At 45.5% G+C, this 24,284-nt stretch carries 22 protein-coding genes, 2 tRNA genes and 1 riboswitch; of the genes, 15 read left to right on the forward strand and 9 right to left on the reverse strand.

The features are described from left to right. Positions 1-2: 2 nt before the first annotated feature. From rimM to cysS, 6 genes are all read right to left on the reverse strand, one after another. Positions 3-602 (reverse strand): ribosome maturation factor RimM, encoded by a 600-nt coding sequence (gene rimM, locus K9E37_RS04770; protein ID WP_033888578.1) that lies wholly within the window; start codon positions 600-602, stop codon positions 3-5. A 1-nt stretch (position 603) separates the two neighbouring features. Next, positions 604-837, reverse strand: coding sequence for an RNA-binding protein (locus K9E37_RS04775; RefSeq protein ID WP_004105376.1), 234 nt, complete (start codon positions 835-837; stop codon positions 604-606). A gap of 2 nt (positions 838-839) precedes the next feature. Next, entirely contained in the window at positions 840-1,310 is a 471-nt protein-coding gene (gene rpsP / locus K9E37_RS04780) for a 30S ribosomal protein S16 (RefSeq protein WP_033888579.1), read from the reverse strand. A 116-nt stretch (positions 1,311-1,426) separates the two neighbouring features. After that, positions 1,427-2,602, reverse strand: a complete 1,176-nt coding sequence (locus K9E37_RS04785; protein WP_004110263.1) for an endonuclease/exonuclease/phosphatase family protein — start codon at positions 2,600-2,602, stop codon at positions 1,427-1,429. Next, a complete protein-coding gene (ffh, locus tag K9E37_RS04790; RefSeq protein ID WP_004110266.1) occupies positions 2,599-4,269 on the reverse strand; it encodes a signal recognition particle protein in 1,671 nt (556 codons plus the stop codon). Before ffh ends, K9E37_RS04785 begins: the two co-directional genes overlap by 4 nt. A gap of 106 nt (positions 4,270-4,375) precedes the next feature. Further along, positions 4,376-6,013 carry a cysteine--tRNA ligase gene (cysS, locus tag K9E37_RS04795; RefSeq protein ID WP_033888634.1) on the reverse strand — a complete coding sequence of 546 codons (1,638 nt, stop codon included), beginning with the start codon at positions 6,011-6,013 and terminating at the stop codon, positions 4,376-4,378. Between the two features lie 471 nt (positions 6,014-6,484). Here cysS and K9E37_RS04800 point away from each other — a divergent pair, with 471 nt between their 5' ends. The 6 genes from K9E37_RS04800 (at position 6,485) to rpmF (ending at position 11,065) form a co-directional block, all read left to right on the forward strand. Beyond that, a complete protein-coding gene (locus K9E37_RS04800; RefSeq protein WP_004110271.1) occupies positions 6,485-7,822 on the forward strand; it encodes a nicotinate phosphoribosyltransferase in 1,338 nt (445 codons plus the stop codon). Positions 7,823-8,056: 234 nt separating this feature from the next. Beyond that, a complete protein-coding gene (locus tag K9E37_RS04805) occupies positions 8,057-8,386 on the forward strand; it encodes a DUF3039 domain-containing protein (RefSeq protein WP_004110275.1) in 330 nt (109 codons plus the stop codon). Between the two features lie 126 nt (positions 8,387-8,512). Beyond that, on the forward strand, positions 8,513-9,061 hold the full coding sequence (coaD, locus tag K9E37_RS04810) for a pantetheine-phosphate adenylyltransferase (RefSeq protein ID WP_012913867.1): 549 nt from the start codon (positions 8,513-8,515) through the stop codon (positions 9,059-9,061). 15 nt (positions 9,062-9,076) lie between these two features. Then, complete coding sequence (locus K9E37_RS04815; protein ID WP_248893128.1) at positions 9,077-10,114, forward strand: SPFH domain-containing protein; 1,038 nt, start codon at positions 9,077-9,079, stop codon at positions 10,112-10,114. 2 nt (positions 10,115-10,116) lie between these two features. Further along, the gene (locus K9E37_RS04820) at positions 10,117-10,746 is read left to right on the forward strand and encodes a YceD family protein (RefSeq protein ID WP_102703371.1); all 630 of its coding nucleotides are present in this window, start codon (positions 10,117-10,119) and stop codon (positions 10,744-10,746) included. A gap of 124 nt (positions 10,747-10,870) precedes the next feature. After that, positions 10,871-11,065 carry a 50S ribosomal protein L32 gene (gene rpmF, locus K9E37_RS04825; RefSeq protein WP_004574042.1) on the forward strand — a complete coding sequence of 65 codons (195 nt, stop codon included), beginning with the start codon at positions 10,871-10,873 and terminating at the stop codon, positions 11,063-11,065. Positions 11,066-11,769: 704 nt separating this feature from the next. Here the strand turns inward: rpmF and rnc are convergent. Next, a complete protein-coding gene (rnc, locus tag K9E37_RS04830; protein ID WP_004110284.1) occupies positions 11,770-12,600 on the reverse strand; it encodes a ribonuclease III in 831 nt (276 codons plus the stop codon). Positions 12,601-12,727: 127 nt separating this feature from the next. On the opposite strand from rnc, the gene K9E37_RS04835 reads away from it, so the two are divergent. The 3 genes from K9E37_RS04835 to K9E37_RS04845 all read left to right on the forward strand — a co-directional run bounded on the left by K9E37_RS04835 (position 12,728) and on the right by K9E37_RS04845 (position 16,379). Further along, entirely contained in the window at positions 12,728-14,842 is a 2,115-nt protein-coding gene (locus tag K9E37_RS04835) for an ABC-F family ATP-binding cassette domain-containing protein (protein ID WP_248893129.1), read from the forward strand. A gap of 66 nt (positions 14,843-14,908) precedes the next feature. Continuing rightward, a complete protein-coding gene (gene rph / locus K9E37_RS04840; protein ID WP_012913873.1) occupies positions 14,909-15,670 on the forward strand; it encodes a ribonuclease PH in 762 nt (253 codons plus the stop codon). A 22-nt stretch (positions 15,671-15,692) separates the two neighbouring features. Beyond that, on the forward strand, positions 15,693-16,379 hold the full coding sequence (locus K9E37_RS04845; protein ID WP_012913874.1) for a non-canonical purine NTP pyrophosphatase: 687 nt from the start codon (positions 15,693-15,695) through the stop codon (positions 16,377-16,379). 13 nt (positions 16,380-16,392) lie between these two features. On the opposite strand, the gene K9E37_RS04850 is transcribed toward K9E37_RS04845, so the two are convergent. Continuing rightward, positions 16,393-16,473, reverse strand: a tRNA-Leu gene (locus tag K9E37_RS04850). A 70-nt stretch (positions 16,474-16,543) separates the two neighbouring features. Then, positions 16,544-16,616: transfer RNA gene (locus K9E37_RS04855), tRNA-Thr, on the reverse strand. 353 nt (positions 16,617-16,969) lie between these two features. Between K9E37_RS04855 and pgi the strand changes: the two genes are divergently transcribed. From pgi to lepB, 6 genes are all read left to right on the forward strand, one after another. After that, complete coding sequence (pgi, locus tag K9E37_RS04860; RefSeq protein ID WP_248893131.1) at positions 16,970-18,664, forward strand: glucose-6-phosphate isomerase; 1,695 nt, start codon at positions 16,970-16,972, stop codon at positions 18,662-18,664. A gap of 171 nt (positions 18,665-18,835) precedes the next feature. Continuing rightward, positions 18,836-18,996, forward strand: a riboswitch (M-box (ykoK) riboswitch). A gap of 104 nt (positions 18,997-19,100) precedes the next feature. After that, positions 19,101-19,247: a hypothetical protein gene (locus K9E37_RS04865; RefSeq protein ID WP_004110294.1), complete on the forward strand. Its 147-nt coding sequence runs from the start codon at positions 19,101-19,103 to the stop codon at positions 19,245-19,247. 259 nt (positions 19,248-19,506) lie between these two features. Then, positions 19,507-21,255: an ABC transporter permease gene (locus tag K9E37_RS04870; RefSeq protein ID WP_004110296.1), complete on the forward strand. Its 1,749-nt coding sequence runs from the start codon at positions 19,507-19,509 to the stop codon at positions 21,253-21,255. Between the two features lie 80 nt (positions 21,256-21,335). Continuing rightward, positions 21,336-22,850 (forward strand): ABC transporter ATP-binding protein, encoded by a 1,515-nt coding sequence (locus tag K9E37_RS04875; RefSeq protein ID WP_041160550.1) that lies wholly within the window; start codon positions 21,336-21,338, stop codon positions 22,848-22,850. Positions 22,851-23,097: 247 nt separating this feature from the next. Next, the gene (rplS, locus tag K9E37_RS04880; protein ID WP_004105329.1) at positions 23,098-23,463 is read left to right on the forward strand and encodes a 50S ribosomal protein L19; all 366 of its coding nucleotides are present in this window, start codon (positions 23,098-23,100) and stop codon (positions 23,461-23,463) included. A gap of 29 nt (positions 23,464-23,492) precedes the next feature. Then, positions 23,493-24,281, forward strand: coding sequence for a signal peptidase I (gene lepB, locus K9E37_RS04885; protein WP_004110299.1), 789 nt, complete (start codon positions 23,493-23,495; stop codon positions 24,279-24,281). The last annotated feature ends 3 nt before the right edge of the window (positions 24,282-24,284 follow it).

A 24,284-nucleotide genomic window follows, 5' to 3' on the forward strand; every position in this document is an offset into this window, starting at 1 on the left:
AACTACGAAAGCCCCGGAATTAAACCGCCAGGAGGATTAATAGTCAAATACCCGTTTGCAACGTCAACTTCCGGCACAATAGCTTCAACAAATGGCACGAGCGCTGTTTTATGTTCTTCGTCAACCGGATGATCTAAACGGATTTTCAGTAACGATTGCGCGCCGTCGAGCACATCCACGACTTTTCCAATAATTTTAGGAGTAAGCCCAAGCTGATTTTCTTCGCACAAACGCGCTTGCAAACCGACCAAATCCTTAATATACCAAGCATTTTCGGCAGCAAGTTCTTGCGCATCTTCCGCATGCACATACAATTCAGTGCCATTAAGTGCTTCCGCATCGTTGCGATTTTGTGATTCTTCGAATAGTAAAATCCAACGATTTTTGAATGTTCTTGCGTTCTCAATAACGAACTCGCGCTCGCCGTCTGCAGTGCACAATACATTTCCTGGCTCAAAACGTTCGTAAGGCTCATCTGTAAAAATTTGTACAGTAACTTCGCCTTTTAAACCTTGGGCTTTACCGATACGACAAACCCTCAGCAGGTCATTACGACTTTGCTGAGGGTTGTCAAAAGATTGTTGGTCTAATGCCACGTTCATCTCACTTACGTACGTCCATAATGTCAACGCGCACATTGTGGTTGCTCAAAGCTTGCACAACAATGCGAATTGCATTAGCGGTACGACCATTGCGTCCAATAACGCGACCAATATCTTCAGGATTCACGCGTACTCGAAGCAATTCGCCGCGAGCATTTTCGTGAGAACGTACCGACACGTCATCTGGAAAATCCACGATGTTCTTAATGAGATGTTCAACAGCTTGAGCCAGCATGATTACTCAGCCTTTTCCTCGGCTTCGGCAGCTTCCGCAGCTTCAGCTGGGGCTTCTTCGGCTTCGTTTGCAGCGGCTTCAGCTGCAGCCTGAGCCTTAGCAGCGGCTTCAGACTTAGCGGCCTTCAGCTTCTGAGCTTCAGCTTCAACAGCTTCAACGCGAGCCTGTGCGTCTGGACCAGCTTCAGAAGTCTTCAACGTGCCTTCGGCACCGTCGAGACCCTTGAACTTCTGCCAGTCACCAGTGATCTTCAAGAGTTTCAACACTGGTTCGGTTGGCTGTGCGCCAACGCCAAGCCAGTACTGTGCGCGCTCAGAATCAATCTGAATCATAGATGGCTGCTTGTTTGGATCGTAAACGCCGATCTCTTCGATGGACTGACCGTTGCGCTTGTTGCGTGAATCAGAAATGACTACACGGTAGAAGGCATAGAACTTCTTGCCCAATCGCTTAAGACGAATCTTGGTTGCCAAAATGGCTCTCCTTATAACTAGAGTCGTGGAATTTCGTTCGGGTGTGGGGCACTCCTTGCGAGCTTCCACATGTTCCTCACGTGGTCGGGAAGAGGGCGCCGATTCACGCGAATAACTTATCTATTATGCCTGCGCGCTTGGACGTTTTTATCTAGTGATTGTAGGCCGATTGCTGCGATGTATGCTAAGTGATCAGTGCCGTCGACAACTACATTCTTTTGCCATAGTGCGTTAGATTTACAGTTTTTTGCGCAAAATAGCACATGGTCAAGTGTAAGATTTGGCCACTTAAGCCATGTAGGCCATGTGCGTAGACGCTTTCCAAGCGAAAGCGCAACGTCTGTAAATCCGTATTTCAAAAGCGAGCGAAAGCTTGGGTGGTCGACTGTGGAATTAAGATCGCCAGTAACAATAGTAAGAGTTGCTAAATCGCAAGTTTTCGAAGTAGATTCGTCAGCGCATTCGTTAGTGCAATCGGCGAAAGAATCAGTAGTAGAATCAATAGTCGCAAGTGCGCGAATTCCATTACTCCAAGCAGCACACCCACGCATCGGTGACTTTGGATGTGCAGAAGCAAATTTCACCAAAACTTTTTCATTTGCACCAAAATCTAAGCAAGTTGTAACGCTTGGTACGCTTGCAGCTTCAATTTTTACGGAATTATTGCAAGTAGAAATCGCGGAATATTGCGTAAAAATAGCGTTGAATCCGCCGTTATTATGCTCACTTTGCGCACCTACGCACGAAGTTGGAAAAATTTCGTATATTCCAAGTTTTTCAAGATTTTTTACTAAAGACTCGCTTAATTCTTGTAAAAGTAACGTATTTACGTGATATTTTTTCGTTATTTCTATTATTTCGGATGCACTCGCTTTTCCGTATCTGCAGTTAAGAGTCATCACGCGTATTTCTTGATGCCGTTCCTTGCAGCTTTTGCGCGACGATTTGCTTTCGTGCAACCTACGCAATCTTTCAAACCAGTACGGCGTATGCGACTTAAGCGAAATCAAAAATAGCGCAGCGTAAGCAACGCATAAATATCCGTAAGATTTCGCGTAAGATTGTGCTAAATTAAGCGATTTCGTTACTTTCTCTGCGCAGCATGTATACAGCAAAAAAGCGCCAAAATTACACAAAAACAGTGCTCCCACAACGTAAGTTGCAAGTGGAAGCAACGCAATAACATACGGAAGTGGGTTATATTTATCCGCACCTGCTGGCAGCCAACGCATCAGCTGCCACAAAAGAAGCGGCACAAATATAACCCACAAAAACGCCAATACTAAAATCATCGACCGAATAAGCCAGCTAATCCGCCGCCAAAGTTAGGTGGCAGTTGATTATCTTGATTTGCGTCTTCGGAATTCATAAGTTCCTTAAGTCCTTCAGGAAGATTCTGAAGATTTGGTTGCTGTGGCTTTGCAAAAGCAGAACCTGCAACATCGTCGCTAGTAGATTCGCCAGAAAGACGCTCACGCAACGCGCGCTCTTCAGCTTCCCTGCGCATTGGATTTCCGGACTTTCCGACCTTCTTCTTGCCTTTCTTGTCTTTGCGCTTCGACTTACTGCCGGCTCCACCGAATCCAGGAATGCCGCCCATGCCAGGCATTCCAGCTCCACCGCTCATTCGCTTCATCATTTTTGCAGCCTGTTCGAAACGTTGCAAAAGTGCATTAACTTGCGAAACGCTCACACCTGATCCGGCAGCAATTCTCGCGCGGCGAGATCCGTCAATAATCTTTGTATTTCTACGCTCTTGAGGAGTCATAGAGCGAATAATCGCCTCAGTGCGGTCAATTTCCTTATCGTCAAACTGCTCAAGCTCTTGACGGTGGGCAGCCATTCCAGGCATCATACCCAAAAGCTTCTTCATTGAGCCAAGCTTACGAACTTGCTGAAGCTGCTCCAAAAAATCATCCAAACCAAAGCTGCCTTCAGCTATTTTTGCAGCAGCCTTGCGTGATTCTTCTTCGTCGAACTGCTTCTGTGCGTGCTCAATAAGCGTCAAAATATCGCCCATATCGAGTATGCGTGAAGCCATTCGATCAGGATGGAAGATTTCAAAATCCTTCAAACCTTCACCTGTAGAGGCAAACAAAATCGGTTTTCCAGTAACGCTTGCAACCGAAAGTGCAGCACCGCCTCGAGCGTCGCCATCAAGCTTAGAAAGCACAACGCCGGTAAAGTTTACGCCATCGTTAAAAGCTTGAGCAGTGCGAACAGCATCTTGACCAATCATTGCGTCAATAACAAACAGCACTTCTTGCGGTTGCACGGCATCGCGAATATTGCGTGCCTGCTTCATGAGCTCTTCGTCAACACCCAAACGACCTGCGGTATCAATAATCACAGTGTCATACATTTTTTCGCGCGCATAATTAATAGAATCGCGCGCAACCTTAACCGGGTCGCCTTTAGTGAACCATGGCAAAGAAATCGCACTTCCGCCTGTTTGTACGCCCTTTTCTGGAGCAAATACAGGAACTCCTGCGCGCTCGCCAACAACTTGCAGCTGCGTGACTGCATTAGGTCGTTGCAAATCTGCTGCTACAAGCAAAGGAGTATGGCCTGCATCCTTCAGCCAGTAGCCTAGCTTTCCAGCAAGCGTAGTTTTACCCGCACCTTGCAAACCTGCAAGCATAATTACAGTTGGAGGATACTTTGCAAAATTAAGCTGCCTATCTACACCTGCGCCCAATACTTGCGTAAGCTCGTCGTTTACAATTTTCACAACTTGCTGAGCTGGGTTTAAAGCGTGCGAAACTTCCTCACCAAGAGCGCGCTCGCGAATTCGAGCAGTGAATGAGCGGACTACTTCCAACGCAACGTCTGCGTCGAGAAGTGCGCGGCGAATCTCGCGAATTGTGCCGTCAATATCGGATTCTGATAGCTTGCCTTTGCTGCGCAAATGCTTAAAAGCATTGGAAAGGCGGTCTGTTAACGAACTAAATGCTGCCATAGTTTTCCATTCTACCTGTTGTTGCTAACGTAACTTTAGTGCAATTGCTAACTTGATTTGCTAATTAATACTTTCGCGTTTTCTTTTGCTTTTGCGTTACTTTCGTTTATTGCAAATGCCAAGATGATTCTTGCGAAGTATCGACAATTACAATTCCTGCGTTATTTAACGCGTCGCGAATAGCATCTGCAGTAGCAAAATCCTTTGCTTTTCTAGCATCTGCTCTAGCTTTAAGTTGCAAAGTAATTAAAGAGTCCAAAGCTGAGTGTTCTTTGTTTTCCTTGCCGTTTGAGCCTTCTGCAGGCGATTGATTATCGTTCGAAGCCCACGTTTGTGCGTAAGGATCCAAGCCCAAAGTATCTAACATAGCTCGCACTTGCAAAACAGCGAGATATATGAGCTTTTGTACGCTTTCGCTTTGTGCTTGTGAAGAATCTTTGCTGCAGTCGTCAATAAGAGTATTTCCTTGACGAATTGTAGTAAATATTTCTGCGATTGCGCCAGAAACGTTAATGTCATCGTTCATAGCGCGAGTGAAATCTTCCGGAAGCTCGTCTGCGTTAACAGAGCGCACTTCTTCGCAAGTTGGCTTCTTGTCAAGCAATCTGTCAGCTCTCTCGAGGAAGTTCATAATGCGATCATAAGCCGATTTTGACTCCACCAAAGCTTGGTCAGACCACTCCAACATTGCGCGATATTGCACTGCTCCCAAAGCATATCGCACAACCCAAGCCGAATTATTTGCCAAAACTACTGGTACGGAAAGACCATTTCCCAACGATTTTGACATTTTTTCACCTTTGGCGGTAACCCATGCTGAATGCATCCACACATTGGCGCTTTCCCATCCAGCAGCACGCGTTTGTGCCATTTCGTTTTCGTGGTGAGGGAAACGCAAATCCAGGCCGCCTCCGTGAATATCGAAATCATTTCCAAGATAACGATGGCTCATAGCAGAGCATTCAATATGCCAACCAGGGCGTCCCTCGCCAAAAGGAGTTTTCCAGCGCGCATCCGGCTGATCGAAATCGCAAGGTGCTTTCCAAAGTGCGAAATCCCTAGGATCGTGTTTGTCTGGTGAAGCATCTGCAGGATCTGTTGGATTGTAAATATCGTTTTCGGCAGCGTCTACGCTTGGACCTTTCGCGTCTGCGATAGCTGCGGCTTCATCTGCGCAAGTTTCATTTTGGTTCTGATTTTGGTGCGTTAATTCGCCGTAATGCTCCCAACTTGGCACGTCAAAATAGACATTTCCAGTAGGATTTCCGTCATTGTCTTTAATAACATATGCGTGACCGCGTTCGATTAAGCGTTCAATCAGCTCAACCATGTCTGTAATATGACCTGTTGCGCGTGGCTCAACTGTTGGCGCAAGCACTCCTAAAGTATTGTAGGATTTTGTAAATTCGCGCTCGTAAATATATGCTCGTTCCCACCAATTTTGCCCTGATTCGTTGGCTTTTTTCATAATTTTGTCGTCAATATCTGTGACGTTTCTAACAAACGTGACTTTGTATCCTAAACGCAGCATCCAGCGACGGATTATATCGAATGCGATCGCTGCGCGAATATGACCAATATGCGGAGAACTTTGCACTGTTGCGCCGCACACGTACATGCCTACTTGACCATGCTTTTTAGGTACGAAAGTGTTCGTTGAATGTGAAGCCGTGTTGTATAAGTGCAGGTTTTCTGCGGCTTTAGTAACTTTTGCAGTCTCTTCGTTCAAACTCTTATTAAGCATAATTGCTATTATAAATGCTTCTTTATACTGCGATTTGGCATTGCTTTGTCTATTACTCCAAACGTGCGCAACTTTTCTCGCGTTGGCGCGACGGCCTGCTTGAGCGTAGCACAGCGCGCGCGAAAGCAACTCGGAGCGGAAACTCGCTTAGGTTGGAAGTCCAGTGGACTTCCAACGCGAGTTTCGTAAGCGAGCGCTTATAGTGCGAGCTTGTGGTTTGGCACTCCAAATGTGGGGAACTTATCTCGCATTTGGAGCGTTATCCGTTGCGCAGTGCTCAGGTATATCGTCGCGCTCGCTGTTTCCCACACAGCCCAAGTATCAGCCAAGTAACAAGCTCAGTAGATAGAGCTAATATGATTCCAGTGTTACGTTGCGAATACTTATTAACTACTCGCGCGAATACGCCACTCCCAAAGAATTGGTAATTAGTAACTAGTTTTTATTTTGTTCGTTACTGAAAGGAATATCATGGCTGAGATTTCATCTGCTCTTATGACGGACATGTATGAATACACTATGCTCGACGCTGCTCTTAAAGACGGCACTGCAAATCGCAAGTGCGTTTTTGAAATTTTTACGCGCCACTTGCCTCAAGGTCGTCGTTACGGAGTCGTTGCCGGCATGGGTCGCATTTTGGAAGAGCTGCAAAAATTCCATCTTTCGGAAGATGATTTGCGTTTCTTAAGTGATCGTAAAATTGTTAGCGCAGAAACCATTGAATGGCTGGAAAATTTCCGATTCCACGGTAAAATTTCCGGTTATCGCGAAGGTGAGATGTTCTTCCCTAACTCGCCAATTTTGCAAGTAGAAGGCACTTTTGGTGAGTGCACTTTGCTTGAAACTGTGCTTCTTTCTGTGCTTAATTATGATTGCGCGGTTGCGTCTGCCGCAGCACGTATGGTTTCTGCCTCCGCAGGTCGTCCTTGCATGGATATGGGCGGCCGTCGCACAAACGAATATTCTGCAGTTGCTGCATCTCGCGCAGCGGTTATTGGCGGTTTTAAGGGAACCGCAAACTTGCTTGCTGCAAAACTTTACGGATTGAAGGCAATCGGAACCGCAGCTCACTGCTTTACTCTTGTTCACGACACTGAGCGTGACGCTTTCACTTCTCAAATTGCCGCTCTTGGCAAAGGCACTACGCTTCTTGTTGACACTTATAATATTGAGGAAGCTGTAAAGACAGCTGTGGAAGTTGCAGGCCCTGATCTTGGTGGAATTCGTATTGATTCTGGAGATTTGTGCGCTTTGGCTCGTCGCGTAAGAAATCAGCTCGACGAGTTGGGTGCTAAAAACACAAAGATTACAGTTACTAATGATTTGGACGAGTATGCTCTTGCTTCCTTACAAAATGCGCCTGTGGATTCTTACGGCATCGGCACAATGCTTGTAACCGGCTCCGGTGCTCCAACTTGCGCAATGGTTTATAAGCTTACTGAGCGCGAGGGAGCAGATGGTGTAATGCAACCTGTTGCTAAGCGTTCTAAGAATAAAGCGACTGTGCCTGGACGTAAGTTGGCGTATCGTTCATACGATTACAGCAACGATTCTTGCGGTGTAGCTGATTGCGAACGCGTGATTTCTGGTTCGGAAGTTGCGCTCGCTCAGTTTAAGCCTAAGGATTCGTGGGAAAATCTGCTAGTTGATTACATGGTCGACGGTGAAGCTGACGAACAGTTTATGGGTCACGATGCGATTATGCGCGCACAGGATTATTGCGCTTCTGCTTTGAAGCGACTGCCTTTGGCTGCGCAAAGTTTGATGCGCGGAGACCCTGCAATACCAACAGAAATTCAAGTACTGTAAAAGTACTATAAATTAATCTTTTTAAAACTAAACTTTACTAAATAACTAAATAAGATTCGCAAATAATTTTCGCGAATAATTCGTAAATAATTCATGCGTAAAGACTAACGTTTCTGACAGCTTTTTTGAGCGTTTGTTGCGATAATGCTTTATGCTTGATTTTGCTAATAAAATTCAATTAAATTTTAGTGCGCTACGAAATTCGTTACACAATGCGTTACGAAAGGATGCGATATGTTTTCATCTTTAGAAGCAGATAATGCGTTAGATGCTGTTATGGAATCTGGTTCGCAATCCGCAGATCCAGATTCTGGTTCCGGCACAAGCACTTCTGTTCTAGAACGTCCAGAAGTTGACGAAGATGCTCGTCTAGATGATGGTGGTAATGCAGATCGTTTTGCGCACTATGTGTCAAAAGACAGAATTGAAGAGTCGCGCTTAACTGGTCGACCAGTGGTAGCTTTATGCGGTAAAGTGTGGATTCCTCGACACGAAGCAAATGACTACCCAGTTTGCCCTGAATGCAAGCGCATATACGAGGAATTAGGAAAGTTTAATTTTTAAGTAATTATGCTGCGTATTTAAGTAGTTTATATTGCGTATTAGCGTTACTTCTATCTTTAACGATAAAAGTAACGCTATTTTTTAATATATTTTTGTTCTGAGCGCAATGGGTGATAATCTAAAAGCATGACTATAGCTGTGTGCCCCGGCTCGTATGATCCAGTCACTGCCGGCCATTTAGACGTAATACAACGTTGTACGCATCTATTTGATGAAGTACATGTGCTAGTTGCGGTAAATGCCGCAAAGACTCCGTTATTTTCTGAATCTGAGCGCGTAAAAATTATTCAAGAAGCAATAAATAATTTGCCGCAATCTCAAAATAGCTTCAATCGCGATTGCAAAATAGTAGTAACTTCAACAGCTGGTTTGATTACTGACTACTGTACAAAAGTTGGTGCTACAGTAATCGTAAAAGGCTTACGTCAAAACGGTGATTATGAGGCAGAACTTGGAATGGCACTAGTGAACCGCAAATTAGCAGGTATCGAAACGCTTTTCCTACCTGCTGATCCTGTGCTTGAGCATGTTTCAAGCTCTGTGGTTAAAGATGTTGCTCGTCATGGGGGAAATGTTACTGGCATGGTTCCAGATAACGTAATACCCTTATTAAAAAAGCTTTTTAGTGAGCAATCATTAGGCGTAGATAATAATTCATCTATGCTGAACAATTGAACAGGAGAGTAGAAGATGACAAATAAAAATGAACTTATTGACGTGACTTCTGGATTATCTAGTGAAGGAGACGACACGATGGAGCGTGAAGTGCAAGTTGATCGCAATCAAAAGCTTCCATTACATCCGGTTCTCGCAGATGAAGAAGATGCTCAAGACGGCGTTGTAAATACAACACATTCCGACGTGCGAAGTGCGCGTGAAGGCGACCTATTAGTTGATGCAGATGCTGACAATACAGAAACGTCATCTGTTGCGGCAGTTGGAAGTGTTTCTGCTGCGGAAGATGTGCGAGATAATGGCGTTGATAGTGCAAATCAGAACAAGAAAAATAGCAAAGCAGCTTCTTTGCCAGCATCATTTTCTCCTTTCCCTCTTCCAGATTTACGAGAGCGAGAAGATGGTGGCGTTATCGACTTTGAAGAAAATGAATCTGAAACTTCAAAAGTAGCTGCAGAAACAATAAGCGATGAAGCGCGTTCAAAGAGCCGCGCTGAATTTACTACAGTTTACGACATTATTGACGCAATGGAAGCAACTCTTTCGGAAGCCAAGAATGTTTTGTTTGCTGCAGGAATGGTAAAAATTGATCGCGATGAGTTCGTTGACCAGTTAGCGCGTTTGAAAGATATGCTTCCTGTGCAATTGGAGCGAGCTTCTGCGTTAATGCGAGAAGCAGAGCGACGTTTGCGTACAGCGCAAGCACAAGCAAGCTCTATTGTTTCTTCAGCGCAATCTCAATCTGCAGAAATAATTGAAGAAGCGCAAGAGCGTGCTCAATTTTTAGCAGGTCAAGAAAACGTAACGGCTTTAGCAAAACAGAAAGCTCGCGATATTCTCGCTACTGCGCAAGCAAAATCAGACAAGCTTACGCAAGGTGCGGATCAGTATTGCGCGACTGTTATGGAAGGCTTAAAGCAGCAGCTAGATAAATTAGAACAAGATGTGCAAGCGGGTCAGCGAGTGTTGGAAGATCGTCGTCGAGCTGCAGCGCACGTACAAAATGACATTAGCTCATCATTGTATGACGATGATGAAGAGGAAAGGAATTAGTAATGGCTTCGCATCCATCCCAATCACCATGGGCGGTTCCAGTAGCGCAAATGGCTGCGCGCGCTGGTAGTAGCATGTCGTTGCATCGCGTATTTCCGGCGCCGGAAGGTATTGGAGATTACGTTATTGGCGTAAAGCCAGGCAGTGATGTTATGGTTGATGGCGATTTTGATGCTGTGGTTGACGGCTTAATGTTTCAGGGCAGTATTACTGCCCCGGTGCATGCAGAATGTACTCGATGCTTGATGCCGCTTCGTCGCGATTGGAAAGTGGATGTGTGCGTATTCTTTCCATATGCTGACTCGCGTTCTAATCGTTCGGATAATCGCAATACTCGTGGCGATGCGGATGAAGCTGAATCGCAAATTTGGGATGAAAATGACGAGTCGGGCAATGTGTATCCGCTAGTTGCGGGTGGTGATTTTGCGGATATTGAGGCTCTTATTCGCGACACGATGGTAAGTGAGCTGCCGTTGCAACCGTTGTGCGAGCCGGATTGTCGCGGACTTTGCTCTCAGTGTGGCGAAAACTTAAACGAGCATCCAGATCATCATCATGACGTTACGGATATTCGTTTTGCTGCTTTAGAGGATTTGAAAGCTCAGCTTGAGCAGAATGAAAAGCGGCATTAATTTTAGCGAGTTGTAAAGTTTCTGTCGCACTAAAGAGAAATTAGGTTGCGCAATTTGTACGGCGCTTGCTGTAATATACAGAACGCTTAAGCTCAATCGATTGAACGAAATAGAGGAAAGAATTATGGCACTGCCTAAGTACAAGACCTCGCGTGCTAATACGCATTCGCGTCGCGCTAATTGGAAGGCGTCTGCCGTGCAGACTGTGACTTGCCCGAACTGCGGTTCTCAGGCATTCCCACACATGGCTTGCCCATCTTGCGGAACCTTCCGTGGTCGTGTTTATCGTGAAGCTATTCGCTCCGAGCACACCAAGTAGGTTTTATTAATAGAAACCCTGCCATCGACGGGTGGCAGGGTTTTTCTTTTTCTTGCGTATTGTGGCTGTGAGGGGTGGGTGTTGCTTGCGCGACGACCTGCTTTCGCGCAGCATTGTGCTCGCGAAAGCAGGTCGGAGCGTGAGCTTGCTCAGGTGGAAAGTCCAGTGGACTTTCCACCTGAGCTCAGCCGAGCGGCAATTAGCCGTGAGGACAGCGCTCCGCTCTTGCTTGTTGTGGCGCGAGTTTTGGGGGATTTATTTCCTCGCGCGTCCCGTCCTTCGTCGCTCTAGCTGTTAAAGACTTTACTGTCTGCTTTGTTTTTAAAAGAACGTTGCTTCCTCAGTCCTCTTTTAGCGCTCGTAAAGAAATCCCCCAAACTCTGCGTGTTTAATCGTTAATAACCGTGCCTTATCGCAGAGATTTTTCGATTTTTCTTCTTCGCTTGGCGAATCAGCAGCCTGCGGCTCTGACGTTCGCCGCGCTCAGTGCGAAAAATCTCAAATCTCTACCACACTAATATTCGTACCTCTTAAGCAACACCCACCCCTCACTACTCAGAAAATAGTTAGTGTTTTTTTGTGGTGCGGTAGTTATTTTTGCTGTAGTGATGGCAGAGCAATACTGCTAGCGTTCTTTGATTGATAGTCGCTTATCGTATTCGAAGTATCGATGACAAAGTTCGCAAATCAGGTAAAGTTCGTAGTTACTTACGCGCGTCGAGTGCGTGCCAAGCGATTTCGGCGGCTGCGAGTTGCGCTTTTCGTTTGCTAGAGCCACTTCCGACTCCCAACACTTCGTCGCCATCCTTACGTGCCAAAACCGCGCGAGCCTCAAATACTGGAGCGTATTCTGGTCCAGAAACAGCCATTCGATACTCTGGATCTTCCAAACCCATATCGTGAGCTTTGACTGTAAGCGAAGTCTTCCAATCAAGAGCTGGTCCTTCAGTTAGCACTTCCGCCAAAGTGTCGTCAATCAAACGATGCACAACTCTGCGAGCTTCATCAATTCCATGTTCAACAAAAGTTGCACCAATAAGCGCTTCAACAATATCGCACAAAATTGAATCTTTATTATTTCCGCCCTGCTCCATTTCTCCGCGACCGAGAAGAATATACGCGCCAACATGCAGCTTTTCGCGCGCAACAGCAGAAAGCGCCCATTCAGACACAGCTTTCGCTCGCATCTTCGCAAGCTGACCTTCAGTCATGTCTGGATGTGCAGAAAACAGCGTTTCTGTGGAAACTAACTCAAGCACAGCATCGCCCAAAAACTCAAGTCGCTCATAATTTCGTGTGCCAGGATGCTCGTGCGAGAACGAGCGGTGGGTGAGTGCTTCTACCAAAAGATCCGGCGAAATAGTTGTGCCTAAAGCGTTTAAAAGTTCCTGTGTTGGGTCTCCAGGACGTGTTTCACCGCCATCTAATCTCAAAACTCCATCTTCGTTGTGTTGCACATGCGAGTTGTTTTGATTATTTTGATTGTGTTTGCTCTGCATATTCTGCATATTCTGTTGATTGTTCTGAGTTTTCATAGCACGTATTATTATAGTCCTACTACCAACACAAGCGCTTTTAAGCTTCGCGTTCGCATTTGCGATCGCATTTTTCCATATTCCTTCTATATCCTTTCGTATAAGTGTTCAGCTATATTTGTGGATTATGCCTACGTATGATTTGGGATTAGAACGAGTTTCGCTAGAATTTGCTACAAAAACGATTTTTACAGACGTAACTCAAGGTGTTTTTGAAGGCGACAGAATCGGTATTGTTGGAAAAAATGGCGACGGTAAATCAACGTTACTTCGACTACTTGCCGGTAAAATGCAACCTGATTCTGGTCGCGTTACGAAGCGTGGTGGGCTTACTTTTGGCATGTTGGATCAGCGCGATCCATTGGACGATAACGCAACTGTGCGCGAGGCTGCTCTTGAAAATCGCGAAGATTACGAGTGGGCTGCAGATCAGCGTTCACGCGAAATTGTAGAAGCGCTTCTAGGTGGCATAAATTTGGAAGCAAAAGTAGGCACGCTTTCTGGAGGTCAGCGCAGACGTGCAGATTTAGCAAGATTATTGTTGCACGACTGGGATATTTTGGCTTTGGATGAGCCTACGAATCATTTGGACGTTGTGACGATTCATTGGCTTGCAGAGCATCTTCTTCACCGTTGGCAGGACGGTCAAGGTGCGCTTTTGATTGTGACGCACGACCGCTGGTTCTTGGACGAGGTTTGCACTTCGATGTGGGAAGTGCACGACGGCGTAATTGATCCTTTCGAGGGTGGTTACAGTGCTTATATGATGCAACGCGTGGAGCGCGAACGCCAAGCGGATGTGCGCGAAGAGCGTCGCAGGAATTTGGCGAGAAAAGAGTTAGCTTGGCTTTCCAGGGGTGCTCGTGCGCGTTCTACTAAGCAAAAGTTCCACGTAAAGCAAGCGCGTGAGCTTATTGCAGATGTGCCGCCGCTAAGAGACACTCTTGAATTGAAGAAAATGGCAACTTCGCGTCTTGGTAAGCAAGTTGTTGATTTAATTGACGTTACGCAAATTTTCGACAACGCTCAGCAGCTAAAAAATATCGATCCGGATATTGCAGAAAGCGCATCTTCGTCTGAATCGAATGCAGAAAAATCAAATAAAGTCGATATTGTAGAATCTGCTTTTGCGCAACCAACTCACGTAGGAAGCGTTACTATTGCCGTTGACGAAAATCAAGAAAATTCTCTTGAAAATTCTGCGGAAAATACTTCGGAAAGTACTGCTACGAGCGCAGAAAACATTGCAGAAACTTCAGCTGCATCGCGCAAAACTATTACTGGACGCATGATTTTAGACGATGCAACTTGGCTTATAGGTCCAGGCGATCGTTTTGGAATTGTGGGTGCGAATGGAGCAGGAAAATCAACATTATTAAGCATTATTGACGGATCTCTAAAGCCTACGCTTGGACACGTAAATATTGGCAAGACTGTAAAATTTGCCGTGCTTTCGCAGCGGCTAGAAGAGCTTGAAAAGCTTGGAAAATATAAAGTAAAAGAAGTTTTAAGTCGCTATAAGCCTAGCTATATTATCGACGGCAAAGAAGTGACCCCAGGTCAGCTTATGGAAAGGCTTGGTTTTAAGCCCGAGCAGCTTATGACACCAATTGCGGATCTTTCGGGCGGTCAAAAGCGACGTATGCAGCTGCTGCTGATTTTGCTAAACGAACCAAACGTGCTGATTATGGATGAGCCTGGAAACGATCTCGATACTGACATGCTTGCAGTTATGGAAGATTTGCTCGATACTTGGCCTGGCACTTTGATTGTTGTTTCGCACGATCGCTACTTGCTTGAGCGCGTAACAGACCAGCAATTTGCGCTTATTGACGGCAAAATTCGTCACCTTCCAGGCGGTGTAGATGAGTATTTGCAAATTGTAGAAAAGCTGCAACGCGATCACGAAAATAGTAGTGGTACTACTGGTACTGTTGGCGCTTCAAGTACTGCGAATGCTTCGAGTGCTGCAAATTCTACAACTAAAGAAAGTTCAGAAAGTACAGTAATTGAGCCCAAACTTACCGGCAAAGCCTATCACGATGCTGCAAGGCGAGTTTCAGCAATCGAGCGAAAACTTACAAAGCTTGAAGAAGAAAAGTCGCAAATTGAAGCGCAAATGGCTGCGCATAACCCAAGTGACTTTGTTGGACTTCAATCTCTTAACGAAGATCTCCAAAAAAACGAGCAAGAAGCAAGTGCTCTTGAGGATGAGTGGATGGAGCTTTCTGAGCAGCTTTAGTACAAAATTGCTGCGTGCTAAGAAGATGAAATAGAAGATAACAGCCACGTGCTAAATTTGTGAGGTATGACTCAAATCAAGGATATGTTGGAATCTGTAAAACCAATTCGCGTTGACGGTCGTGATGTTGACGAGCTCCGACCTGTGCACATAACACGTAAATTTACTGATGTTCCTGAAGGCTCTGTGCTTATTGAGTGTGGCAATACGCGCGTAATGTGTACCGCAACTTTTACGGTTGGTGTGCCTCGTTGGCGTAGAGATTCCGGTTTGGGTTGGGTAACTGCCGAATATTCTATGCTTCCTAGAGCAACAGCTGAGCGAACTGATCGCGAATCTGTGCGTGGAAAAATTGGTGGTCGCACTCACGAAATTAGTCGTCTTATTGGTCGCTGCTTGCGCGGTGTAGTCGATATGAAAGCGATGGGTGAGTGCCAGATTCAAATTGATTGCGACGTGTTGCAAGCGGATGGTGGAACTCGTACTGCTTCCGTAACTGGAGCTTATGTAGCTTTGGTAGATGCGCTTCATTGGGCAGAAAAGAATGGTCATATTCGCTCTGCTGCAAATGTTATTAAGGATTCTATTTCCGCTGTTTCTGTAGGCGTTATTAACGGCACTCCTATGCTGGATTTGCCTTATGTTGAGGACAGTCAAGCTATGACAGATATGAATGTAGCTATGACAGGTTCCGGTACTTTCATTGAAATTCAGGGCACTGCAGAACATCGTCCATTTAATCGCGACGAATTAAATACGTTACTTGATTTGGCAACTAAAGGTAATCGCGAATTGCAAGCTGCTCAAAAAGCCGCTTTAGCAAAATAGAAGAGATTGAAGGAGAACGGGCGTGAAGCTTATTGTGGCAACACATAATGAGGGAAAACTCGTTGAAATCAAGCAAATTTTAGAGGAGCAATTGTCGAAACTTGCAGACAGTTTCGAGTTAGTAACTGCAGGTTCTCTTGGCTTGCCTGATCCTGTGGAAACTGGCGTGACTTTTGAACAGAATGCTTTGCTCAAAGCGCGTGATGTTGCTGCAAGAACAGGTTATCCCGCTATTGCAGACGATTCGGGTCTTATCGTTGATGTGCTTGGTGCTGCCCCTGGTATTCTTTCTGCTAGGTGGAGTGGTGTGCATGGAGATGATAAAGCTAATAATGAGCTTCTTTTGCGCCAACTTTCTGATATCCCAGATCAATGTCGTACTGCTCGTTTTCGTTGTGCTGCAGCTCTTGCTATTCCGGATGGGTGCAGTGAGGTTCCTGAAGGCAGTGTTATGTCGCATTCTCACGGCTTTGAGACTGTTCGAGTCGGAGAAATGGTTGGTCACTTGTTGCGCGAGGCGCACGGAATTAATGGTTTCGGCTATGATCCGCTATTTGTGCCAGATTTTCAGCCTATTCGCGATGGTGTGCAAATGAAAGGTTTGACTAGTGCAGAGCTGACTCAAGAAGAAAAGAATGCTATTTCGCACAGAGGTAATGCTTTGCGCGCACTTTTGCCGGAGTTGCAGGCATTATTTATTACTGAATAAGCGAAAAATTTCGTGCGCGAGATGGGACTTGAACCCACACGTCGTAAGACACAGGAACCTAAATCCTGCGCGTCTACCATTCCGCCACTCGCGCATAGACTCATATAAACAATCGAGCGAATAAAAACAAATCAAAAGTATTAATACACTCGAGTGAGTCAGAGAGCCACTTGACAGAATCGAACTGTCGACCTTCTCATTACGAGGGAGACGCTCTACCGACTGAGCTAAAGTGGCATGTTGCCCGAGACGCATTCGCGACTCGCGCACAAATCAAACACTATATATCATATTTTTGAATTTGTCCAATTTGGCGCGTCGTGCAATAGATAATGTTCCAAATGTGAGATAATTTCCTCGCGTTTGGAGTGATAAACCACAGATAACCCTCCAAATGCAGGGTAGGTTGCGCGCGTTTGGGGCACTGCACATCCTCAAACTACAAATTTTTATGTGTAAATTATCAGTGTGATTGTGTTCATTTTTGTGTTAAGCTTCGCGTGTTTCTGTCTGCTTTTGTGAGTATCTTGTGAATTGGACTATAGTGACGGTTGCTGTCACGTCAGTTGAAGAAATGAAAGGACCTTACAATGGCCATCAATCCGCCAGTTGACGCCGTAAAAACCCCAGAGTGGGCTGCATTGCAGAAGCATTACGACGAGTTGCAATCAGAAGGCGTTTGCCTGAAGAAGTGGTTTGCCGAGGACGCAAATCGCGTGGATAAGTTGAGCTTCGAAGCTGGAGATCTCCACTTCGATCTTTCTAAGAATTTAATTAAGCCTGAAACTCTTAAGCTTTTCGCAAACCTTGCAAAGGCAGTCAAGCTTGACGAGCGCACTAAGGCAATGTACACCGGCGTGCACATTAACAATACTGAAGATCGTGCAGTTTTGCACACTGCTTTGCGTCGTCCTGCAGAGGATGCTGGCAAGTTCATTGTTGACGGTCAAGATACCGTTGCAGACGTGCGTGAAGTGTTGGGTCGCATTTACGATTTTGCTAACGAAGTTCGTTCTGGCGCTTGGAAGGGCGTTACCGGCAAGAACATCAAGACTGTTGTAAACATTGGTATTGGCGGTTCCGATTTGGGTCCAGTCATGGTTTACGAAGCCTTGAAGCCATACGCTGACGCCGGCATCAGCGCTCGCTACGTTTCTAACATTGATCCAAACGATATGGCAGAAAAGACCAAGGATTTGGATCCAGAAACCACTTTGTTCATCATTGTTTCCAAGACCTTCACCACTTTGGAGACTTTGACCAATGCTCGTACCGCTCGCACTTGGTTGCTGAACAAGCTTCAGGAGTGCGGTGCTATTGACGGAAGCGACGCAAAGAAGGCTGAAGCTGTTGCTAAGCACTTCGTGGCTGTTTCCACCAACCTTGAGAAGGTTGAAGAGTTCGGCATCAACCCAACCAACGCTTTTGGCTTCTGGAGCTGGGTTGGCGGCCGCTACTCTGTGGATTCCGCTGTCGGCACTTCTTTGGCTGTTGTCCTCGGTCCAGAGCGTTTCGAAGAGTTCTTGAAGGGCTTCCACGCAATCGATACCTACTTCGCTGAGACTCCATTCGAGAAGAACGTTGTTGTGCTTCTTGGTATGCTCAACGTTTGGTACCGCAATTTCTACAAGGTTGCTTCTCACGCTGTGCTTCCATACGATCAGTACTTGCACCGCTTCCCAGCTTATTTGCAGCAGCTCACCATGGAATCTAACGGTAAGTCTGTGCGCTGGGACGGCACTCCTGTAACAAGCGAAACCGGCGAAATCTTCTGGGGCGAGCCAGGCACCAACGGTCAGCACGCTTTCTACCAGTTGATTCACCAGGGCACTCAGCTTATTCCAGCTGATTTCATTGCTTTCGTGAACACGCCAAATCCTACTAAGGATGGCGATCAGGATGTGCACGAGCTCTTCTTGGGCAACTATCTTGCACAGACTAAGGCTCTTGCTTTCGGCAAGACTGCTGATGAAGTTCGCGCTGAAGGCACTCCAGAGGAGATTGTGCCAGCTCGCGTGTTCAAGGGCAACCGTCCAACCACGTCCATTTTCGGCGATGCTTTGACTCCATTTAGCTTGGGTGAGTTGATTGCTCTCTACGAGCACATCACCTTCGTTGAAGGTACCGTGTGGGGCTTGGATTCCTACGATCAGTGGGGTGTGGAGCTTGGAAAGCAGCTTGCAAAGCAGATTACTCCTGCAATTTCTCAGGATGATGAAGCTTTGGCAGCTCAGGATGCTTCTACGCAGAGCTTGATTCGCTTCTATCGCGCTCATCGCAAGTAAGATAGTAGTCATATAGGCAATCGTTTTTAGTGATTGTTGGTTTATAAGTCTCTTGGCGTTAATTCGTCAAGAGACTTTTTGTTTAGCATCTGTCGCTGAGTTTTATAGGTCTCAAGTGCATTGCAATGTGTTTTGCTGCATATTGACACAACTGCAACAATAATTTATAATGAGCACGGTCGGTAGGTAAGGCTACCACGGGGATAAGGGTTGCTGCCGCAACACAGTGGAGACACTGCACGCTGGTTAACAGTCGTTGTCGAATTTAAGGCTTCGACTAATGCAACGCCACCGCCCTGCGAAGCTGAAGCTTGAACGACGTGGCACGCTTAACATGCATTTGTGTGTTTTGGTGCGTCTCTGTTCTCTTGTAAACCTCCGATTCAATGATGAAGATTTGCGCCGGCAGCGCACTAACTTAAGGAGGTGATTTGCCGTGAAACATGACAGTAAAAGCCATAATTCTAGTACTCGTACTGATGAAGGCTCCGACACTATTGGCAGTAGTAGTTCGGATGTTCCTCCTGAATATATGAAGCCGGCAATCATCGAATTTAGGTTGCAAAACTTGCGAAATATATAACTTACGAATACAACTTGCGAAATATAATTTACGAAGTTAAAACGTGAGTTCTAGTTATTTGCGCCTGTAACGTAATCAATGGTGATACGGCTACGCAAGAATTTACACAAGAAAAGTTACGCAGATCTTTACGCAAGAATTTACGAAAATCTAAATAGAAATCCGCATAGAAATCTCAATAGATATCTGCGTAATAAATGAATAGAAATAAAAAATACACGAAGGTGAACCCACTTATTGCCTATTCGAGGACTTTATTATGACCGTATTTACAACTTCGCGCAAAGAAAGCGCAGGTGTGCAAGTCGACGAGAACACTCGTTTCTGGTCGGATATTATTGTGTGCGTTGGCATTATTGCCGTTTTTGGCGTAACTGCCTTCCTTATTCAGCGCATAAATCAGCCGATTGGTCCAAGTGGCATACCATCTAAGGTATCCACGGACTTAATCAATCTGCCTTACTACACTTTGCGCTCAGTATTTCGCATGCTGATCGCATTAGTTGCATCTCTTATATTTACTATTGTTTATGGCTCTCTTGCAGCTCGCAGTCGTAGGCTTGGCAAGGTGCTTATTCCTCTTCTAGATATTTTGCAATCAGTTCCAATTCTTGGCTTCCTTTCGGCAACTGTCACTATTTGGTTGGTAATTTTTCCTGGATCAATGCTTGGTGTTGAAGCCGCTTCGATTTTTGCTATTTTTACGAGTCAAGCATGGAATATGACTTTTTCGTTCCACCGTTCGCTGCTCAGCGAGCCAAAGGAACTGGATGAGGCAGTTCGTAGTTTGCAACTCACGCATTGGCAACGTTTCTGGGTGCTAGACATGCCTAACGCAATGATTCCGCTGCTTTGGAATTGCATGATGTCTGTTGGAGGCGGATGGTTCTTCCTTACAGCTTCGGAAATGATTTCCGTAAATAATCACACTTACGCTCTTCCTGGCATCGGTAGTTTTGTGGCACAAGCTGCTGCCGAAAATAAGCTTGGTCTTATTTGGTGGGCTATTGTGTCGATGGTGATTGTTGTTTTGGCACTTGACTTCTTCTTGTGGAAACCGCTTACAGCTTGGGCTGAGCGTTTCCGCATTACGCAAAGCGCATCTGATAATGAGCGTCACAGTGCTATTTTGACTCTTATTCGTCACTCTCATGCAGATGAAGTTATTAGTAAGCTGTTTTTGCCAATTCGCGAGTGGCTTGAAAAAGTAACGCGCCCATTCGGTCGCACAGGCTCCAAGTGGCCTCATAAGGCTGCTCAGCATAAGCTTGGTGATTGGGTATTCAACGTTATTATGCTAATTATTGTGGCTGCTGGCGCCGCCCATATGCTTTACTTTGTGTATACAACTGCAGGTTTGCATGAGTTCATTACTGCAGGCATGCTTGGTGGCATCACTTTTATGCGCGTTGCTGCGTTGATTTTAATAAGCTCGCTTATTTGGGTTCCTGTTGGTGTTGTAATCGGCATGAATCCTAAGATTTCGCGTATTATGCAGCCTATAGTGCAAATTCTTGCTAGCTTCCCAGCAAACTTCATCTTCCCGTTTGCTATGGCTTGGTTTATGTCTTGGCATATTGATCTTGGTTGGGGAAGTATTATTTTGATGGCTCTTGGTACGCAATGGTACATTCTGTTCAATGTTATTGCAGGTGCTAGTGCTATTCCGGATGATTTGCGTGAAATGACGCGCAGCTTCCGCTTGGATCGTACTTTGCGATGGAAGACGCTTATTTTGCCGTCTATTTTCGGTTCATGGTGCACTGGCGGTATTACAGCTGCAGGCGGTGCTTGGAATGCTTCGATTGTGTCTGAGATTGTGGAATATGGAAAGAACCACATGGAAACTCAGGGTTTGGGTGCATATATTACTAATGCAACTACTTTAGGAGATTCTGCGCGCACTTTAGTTGGCGTAACTGTTATGAGCTTGATTGTTGTTTTAAGCAACCGATTATTCTGGTCGCCAATGCAACGTATTTCCGAAAAACGTTACGTATTGAATTAGATCGACTAACAAATCGACTAATAAATTTACTAATAAATCGCTTAAAATAACAAAATTTTATGGAAAAGATTGGCAAAATTATGAATACTTTAAAGAGCAATGCAAAAAAAGTGCAATCCTCAATTACAAGCGATATTATCGACGCAAAGCACATCAGTCAAAGCTTCACTTCTGACAGTGGCACTACTCAGCACGTTTTGCACGATATTTCTTTCACTCTTCGCGAGGGTGAAATCGTGGCAATATTGGGACGTTCTGGTGCTGGAAAATCAACTTTTCTACGCACAATGGCTGGTCTTGTGCAGCCAACAGAAGGCACAGTAACATATCGCGGACGCGAGCTGACAGGCCCAAACCCAGGAGTTGCAATCGTATTTCAAACCTTCGCTCTTATGCCGTGGCTTACAGTACAAGACAATGTGGAACTTGGCTTGCGTGCTAGAGGTGTTAGTAAAGAAAAGCGTACTGAGCTTGCTTTAGCTGCAATTGATGCAATCGGTTTGGATGGCTTTGAAACAGCGTATCCTAAGGAACTTTCCGGCGGTATGCGTCAGCGAGTTGGTATTGCGCGCGCGTTGGTGCTGAGACCAGATGCATTGTTTATGGACGAGCCGTTCTCTGCTCTCGATGTGCTTACTGCTGAAAACTTGCGTCAGGAAGTTCTTAAGTTGTGGTCTAGCGAGGAGCGAGATATTAAGTCTGTGCTTATTGTGACGCACAATATTGAAGAAGCTGTGCAAATGGCTGATCGCGTTGTGGTTCTTGGATCTCATCCAGGTCACTTAATTGCTGATGTGAATGTTGATTTGCCTCGTCCTCGAGATAAGCACAGTGCTGAATTTGAAGCGATGGTTGATAATTTGTATGCTATTTTGACTGGTTCTGCTCCAGAAAGCACTGCAGAGCAAGACGCTTCCGAAGATGCTGATTCTCAAGATCAAGCAAATAATGCAACTAATGAAGATGCTGAAGATAACGAAGCTGCAGCAATTGCAGATATGCTTATTCAGCGCCACCATGACGATGAAGATGAAGATAAGCAAAGTGAGGATGAAGCTGAAGCAGGTGAGACAAAGGCAGAGCCTGTGGCTGTTCGTTTGCTTCCAAACGCTACACCAGGTGGTATGGCTGGTTTGCTTGACGTGATTTCTGAAAGCCCAGATGGTATTGATTTGGCTGATTTGGCAGCTGATTTGTCGTTTGAGATTGATGATTTGTTCCCACTTGTTGATGCTGGCACGATGCTTAATTTGCTTACTGCAGAAAATGGTCATATTACTATCACTTCTGAGGGTGAAGAGTGGCATAATGCCGATATTTTGCACAGTAAGCAAGTTTTTGCTCGTCTTGCGATTGAACATGCGTCTCTTGTGCACGCAATTGATCAAGCTTTGAGTAGGAATCGTAACGGAAAGCTTCGTGGCGAGCTGATTTTGGATTTGTTGCGCAGTAAGCACACGGATGCTTTGGCGCGTCAACAGTTTGATATTGCAATTAGCTGGGGTCGTTACGGCGAGTTGTTTGATTATGACGCTGATGATGACGAGTTGACTCGTACAGTTGAAACTGCTCCTCTCGATGGAGTTGTGCGCTGAAATAGTGCGGAATAGTGCGGAATTATGCTCAATAATGTCCATTATTGAGCATAAATTTGGTACTTGTATGCTTTCGATAAAGGGATGCCGCATAGTTCTTTTATCTTTTAGGTCTAGTCGCTTCTTATTTAAGATTGCGCGGATCGGAAGCCCCCTAAAAAGCGAACTTTTTGGGGAAAGATTTGCGTAGCACATTTGTTGCTAACGCTTACTATGCGTCGATATGCGGCGGCGATGGAGGAATATTATGGTAAATGCTGTAGAAGCATTTGATGCTAAGCATCTTAAGGCTGCTGAAGAAATTCCAGCTTTCCGTCCTGGCGATACCGTTGACGTCAACGTTAAGATTCAGGAAGGCAACAACACTCGTATTCAGACTTTCACCGGCGTTGTGATTGCTCGTAAGGGTGCTGGCGTGCGTGAAACTTTCGTTGTTCGTAAGGTGAGCTTCGGCACTGGTGTTGAGCGTCGTTTCCCACTTCATTCTCCAGCTATCGATTCGATTAAGCTGGTTCGTAGCGGTCGCGTTCGTCGCGCTAAGCTGTACTACTTGCGCGCTTTGCGTGGTAAGGCTGCTCGTATTGCTGAGCGTCGCGATAACTCTGCTAAGTAAAATTAGAACTTATGTGAAGGGTATTTGTTATGACTGATGACACGCAAATTAGCGATACTCATATCGTTTCAGTAGCGGGTCATGGTATAGATCCTTCACCGGTTCCGCCAGAGCCGGAAGGAGATTTACCTTCCGGCTCTCGCATGTTTAAGCGCAAAAATAGAAAAGGTAAGCATTTTGCACATTCTAAGCGTGCTAAAAATGACCGCCTAACTTTGCGCGATGCTATAACATGGTTCGGTATTCCAGTATTAGTAGTGATACTTATTCGTGTGTTCCTATTTGGAGCTTACACAATTCCTTCTGGCTCTATGCTAGATACTATTCATATTGGCGATTATGTTATTACGACTAAGCTAACTCCGCGCTTATTCCCATTAAAGCGTGGAGATATTGTTGTTTTTGAGGATCCTGCACATTGGTTGAGTGGTGAAAATTCTTCCGGTGTTGTTGGCAAGGATTTAATTAAGCGTCTTATTGGTTTGCCTGGGGATACTGTTGAGTGTAAAGGCGCTGGGCAGCCTATTGTTGTAAACGGTGTTCCAATACGAGAATCTTCCTATATTCGTCCTGGTGTTGACCCGAGTGCTTTTCCGTTTAAAGTAAAAGTTAAAGCTGGTCACGTGTTTGTTTTGGGCGATAATCGTTCTAATTCTGCGGATTCACGATATCATCGCAATGATGGCGATGATGGCTTAGTTCCGATTTCCAAAATCGAGGGCGTTGCTGTGTTTAGATCGTGGCCGCTTGATCGAATTGGTCTTTTAGACGAACACCATGATGATTTTAAAGATGTGCCTGATCGTCCTGCAAAATAAAAG

It is taken from the genome of Gardnerella swidsinskii, assembly GCF_023277705.1.
Taxonomy (GTDB): Bacteria; Actinomycetota; Actinomycetes; order Actinomycetales; family Bifidobacteriaceae; genus Bifidobacterium; species Bifidobacterium swidsinskii.

Bases quoted from the DNA above. Each gene is read 5' to 3' on its own strand.
- K9E37_RS04815 (WP_248893128.1), top strand. From the start codon at position 9,077: ATGACAAATAAAAATGAACTTATTGACGTGACTTCTGGATTATCTAGT.
- K9E37_RS04875 (WP_041160550.1), top strand. From the start codon at position 21,336: ATGAATACTTTAAAGAGCAATGCAAAAAAAGTGCAATCCTCAATTACA.
- coaD (WP_012913867.1), top strand. From the start codon at position 8,513: ATGACTATAGCTGTGTGCCCCGGCTCGTATGATCCAGTCACTGCCGGC.
- ffh (WP_004110266.1), bottom strand. From the start codon at position 4,269: ATGGCAGCATTTAGTTCGTTAACAGACCGCCTTTCCAATGCTTTTAAG.
- rnc (WP_004110284.1), bottom strand. From the start codon at position 12,600: ATGAAAACTCAGAACAATCAACAGAATATGCAGAATATGCAGAGCAAA.
- K9E37_RS04820 (WP_102703371.1), top strand. From the start codon at position 10,117: ATGGCTTCGCATCCATCCCAATCACCATGGGCGGTTCCAGTAGCGCAA.
- K9E37_RS04805 (WP_004110275.1), top strand. From the start codon at position 8,057: ATGTTTTCATCTTTAGAAGCAGATAATGCGTTAGATGCTGTTATGGAA.
- rimM (WP_033888578.1), bottom strand. From the start codon at position 602: ATGAACGTGGCATTAGACCAACAATCTTTTGACAACCCTCAGCAAAGT.
- K9E37_RS04835 (WP_248893129.1), top strand. From the start codon at position 12,728: ATGCCTACGTATGATTTGGGATTAGAACGAGTTTCGCTAGAATTTGCT.
- lepB (WP_004110299.1), top strand. From the start codon at position 23,493: ATGACTGATGACACGCAAATTAGCGATACTCATATCGTTTCAGTAGCG.
- K9E37_RS04775 (WP_004105376.1), bottom strand. From the start codon at position 837: ATGCTGGCTCAAGCTGTTGAACATCTCATTAAGAACATCGTGGATTTT.
- K9E37_RS04800 (WP_004110271.1), top strand. From the start codon at position 6,485: ATGGCTGAGATTTCATCTGCTCTTATGACGGACATGTATGAATACACT.
- K9E37_RS04870 (WP_004110296.1), top strand. From the start codon at position 19,507: ATGACCGTATTTACAACTTCGCGCAAAGAAAGCGCAGGTGTGCAAGTC.
- rpmF (WP_004574042.1), top strand. From the start codon at position 10,871: ATGGCACTGCCTAAGTACAAGACCTCGCGTGCTAATACGCATTCGCGT.
- K9E37_RS04785 (WP_004110263.1), bottom strand. From the start codon at position 2,602: ATGATTTTAGTATTGGCGTTTTTGTGGGTTATATTTGTGCCGCTTCTT.
- rplS (WP_004105329.1), top strand. From the start codon at position 23,098: ATGGTAAATGCTGTAGAAGCATTTGATGCTAAGCATCTTAAGGCTGCT.
- cysS (WP_033888634.1), bottom strand. From the start codon at position 6,013: ATGCTTAATAAGAGTTTGAACGAAGAGACTGCAAAAGTTACTAAAGCC.
- pgi (WP_248893131.1), top strand. From the start codon at position 16,970: ATGGCCATCAATCCGCCAGTTGACGCCGTAAAAACCCCAGAGTGGGCT.
- rph (WP_012913873.1), top strand. From the start codon at position 14,909: ATGACTCAAATCAAGGATATGTTGGAATCTGTAAAACCAATTCGCGTT.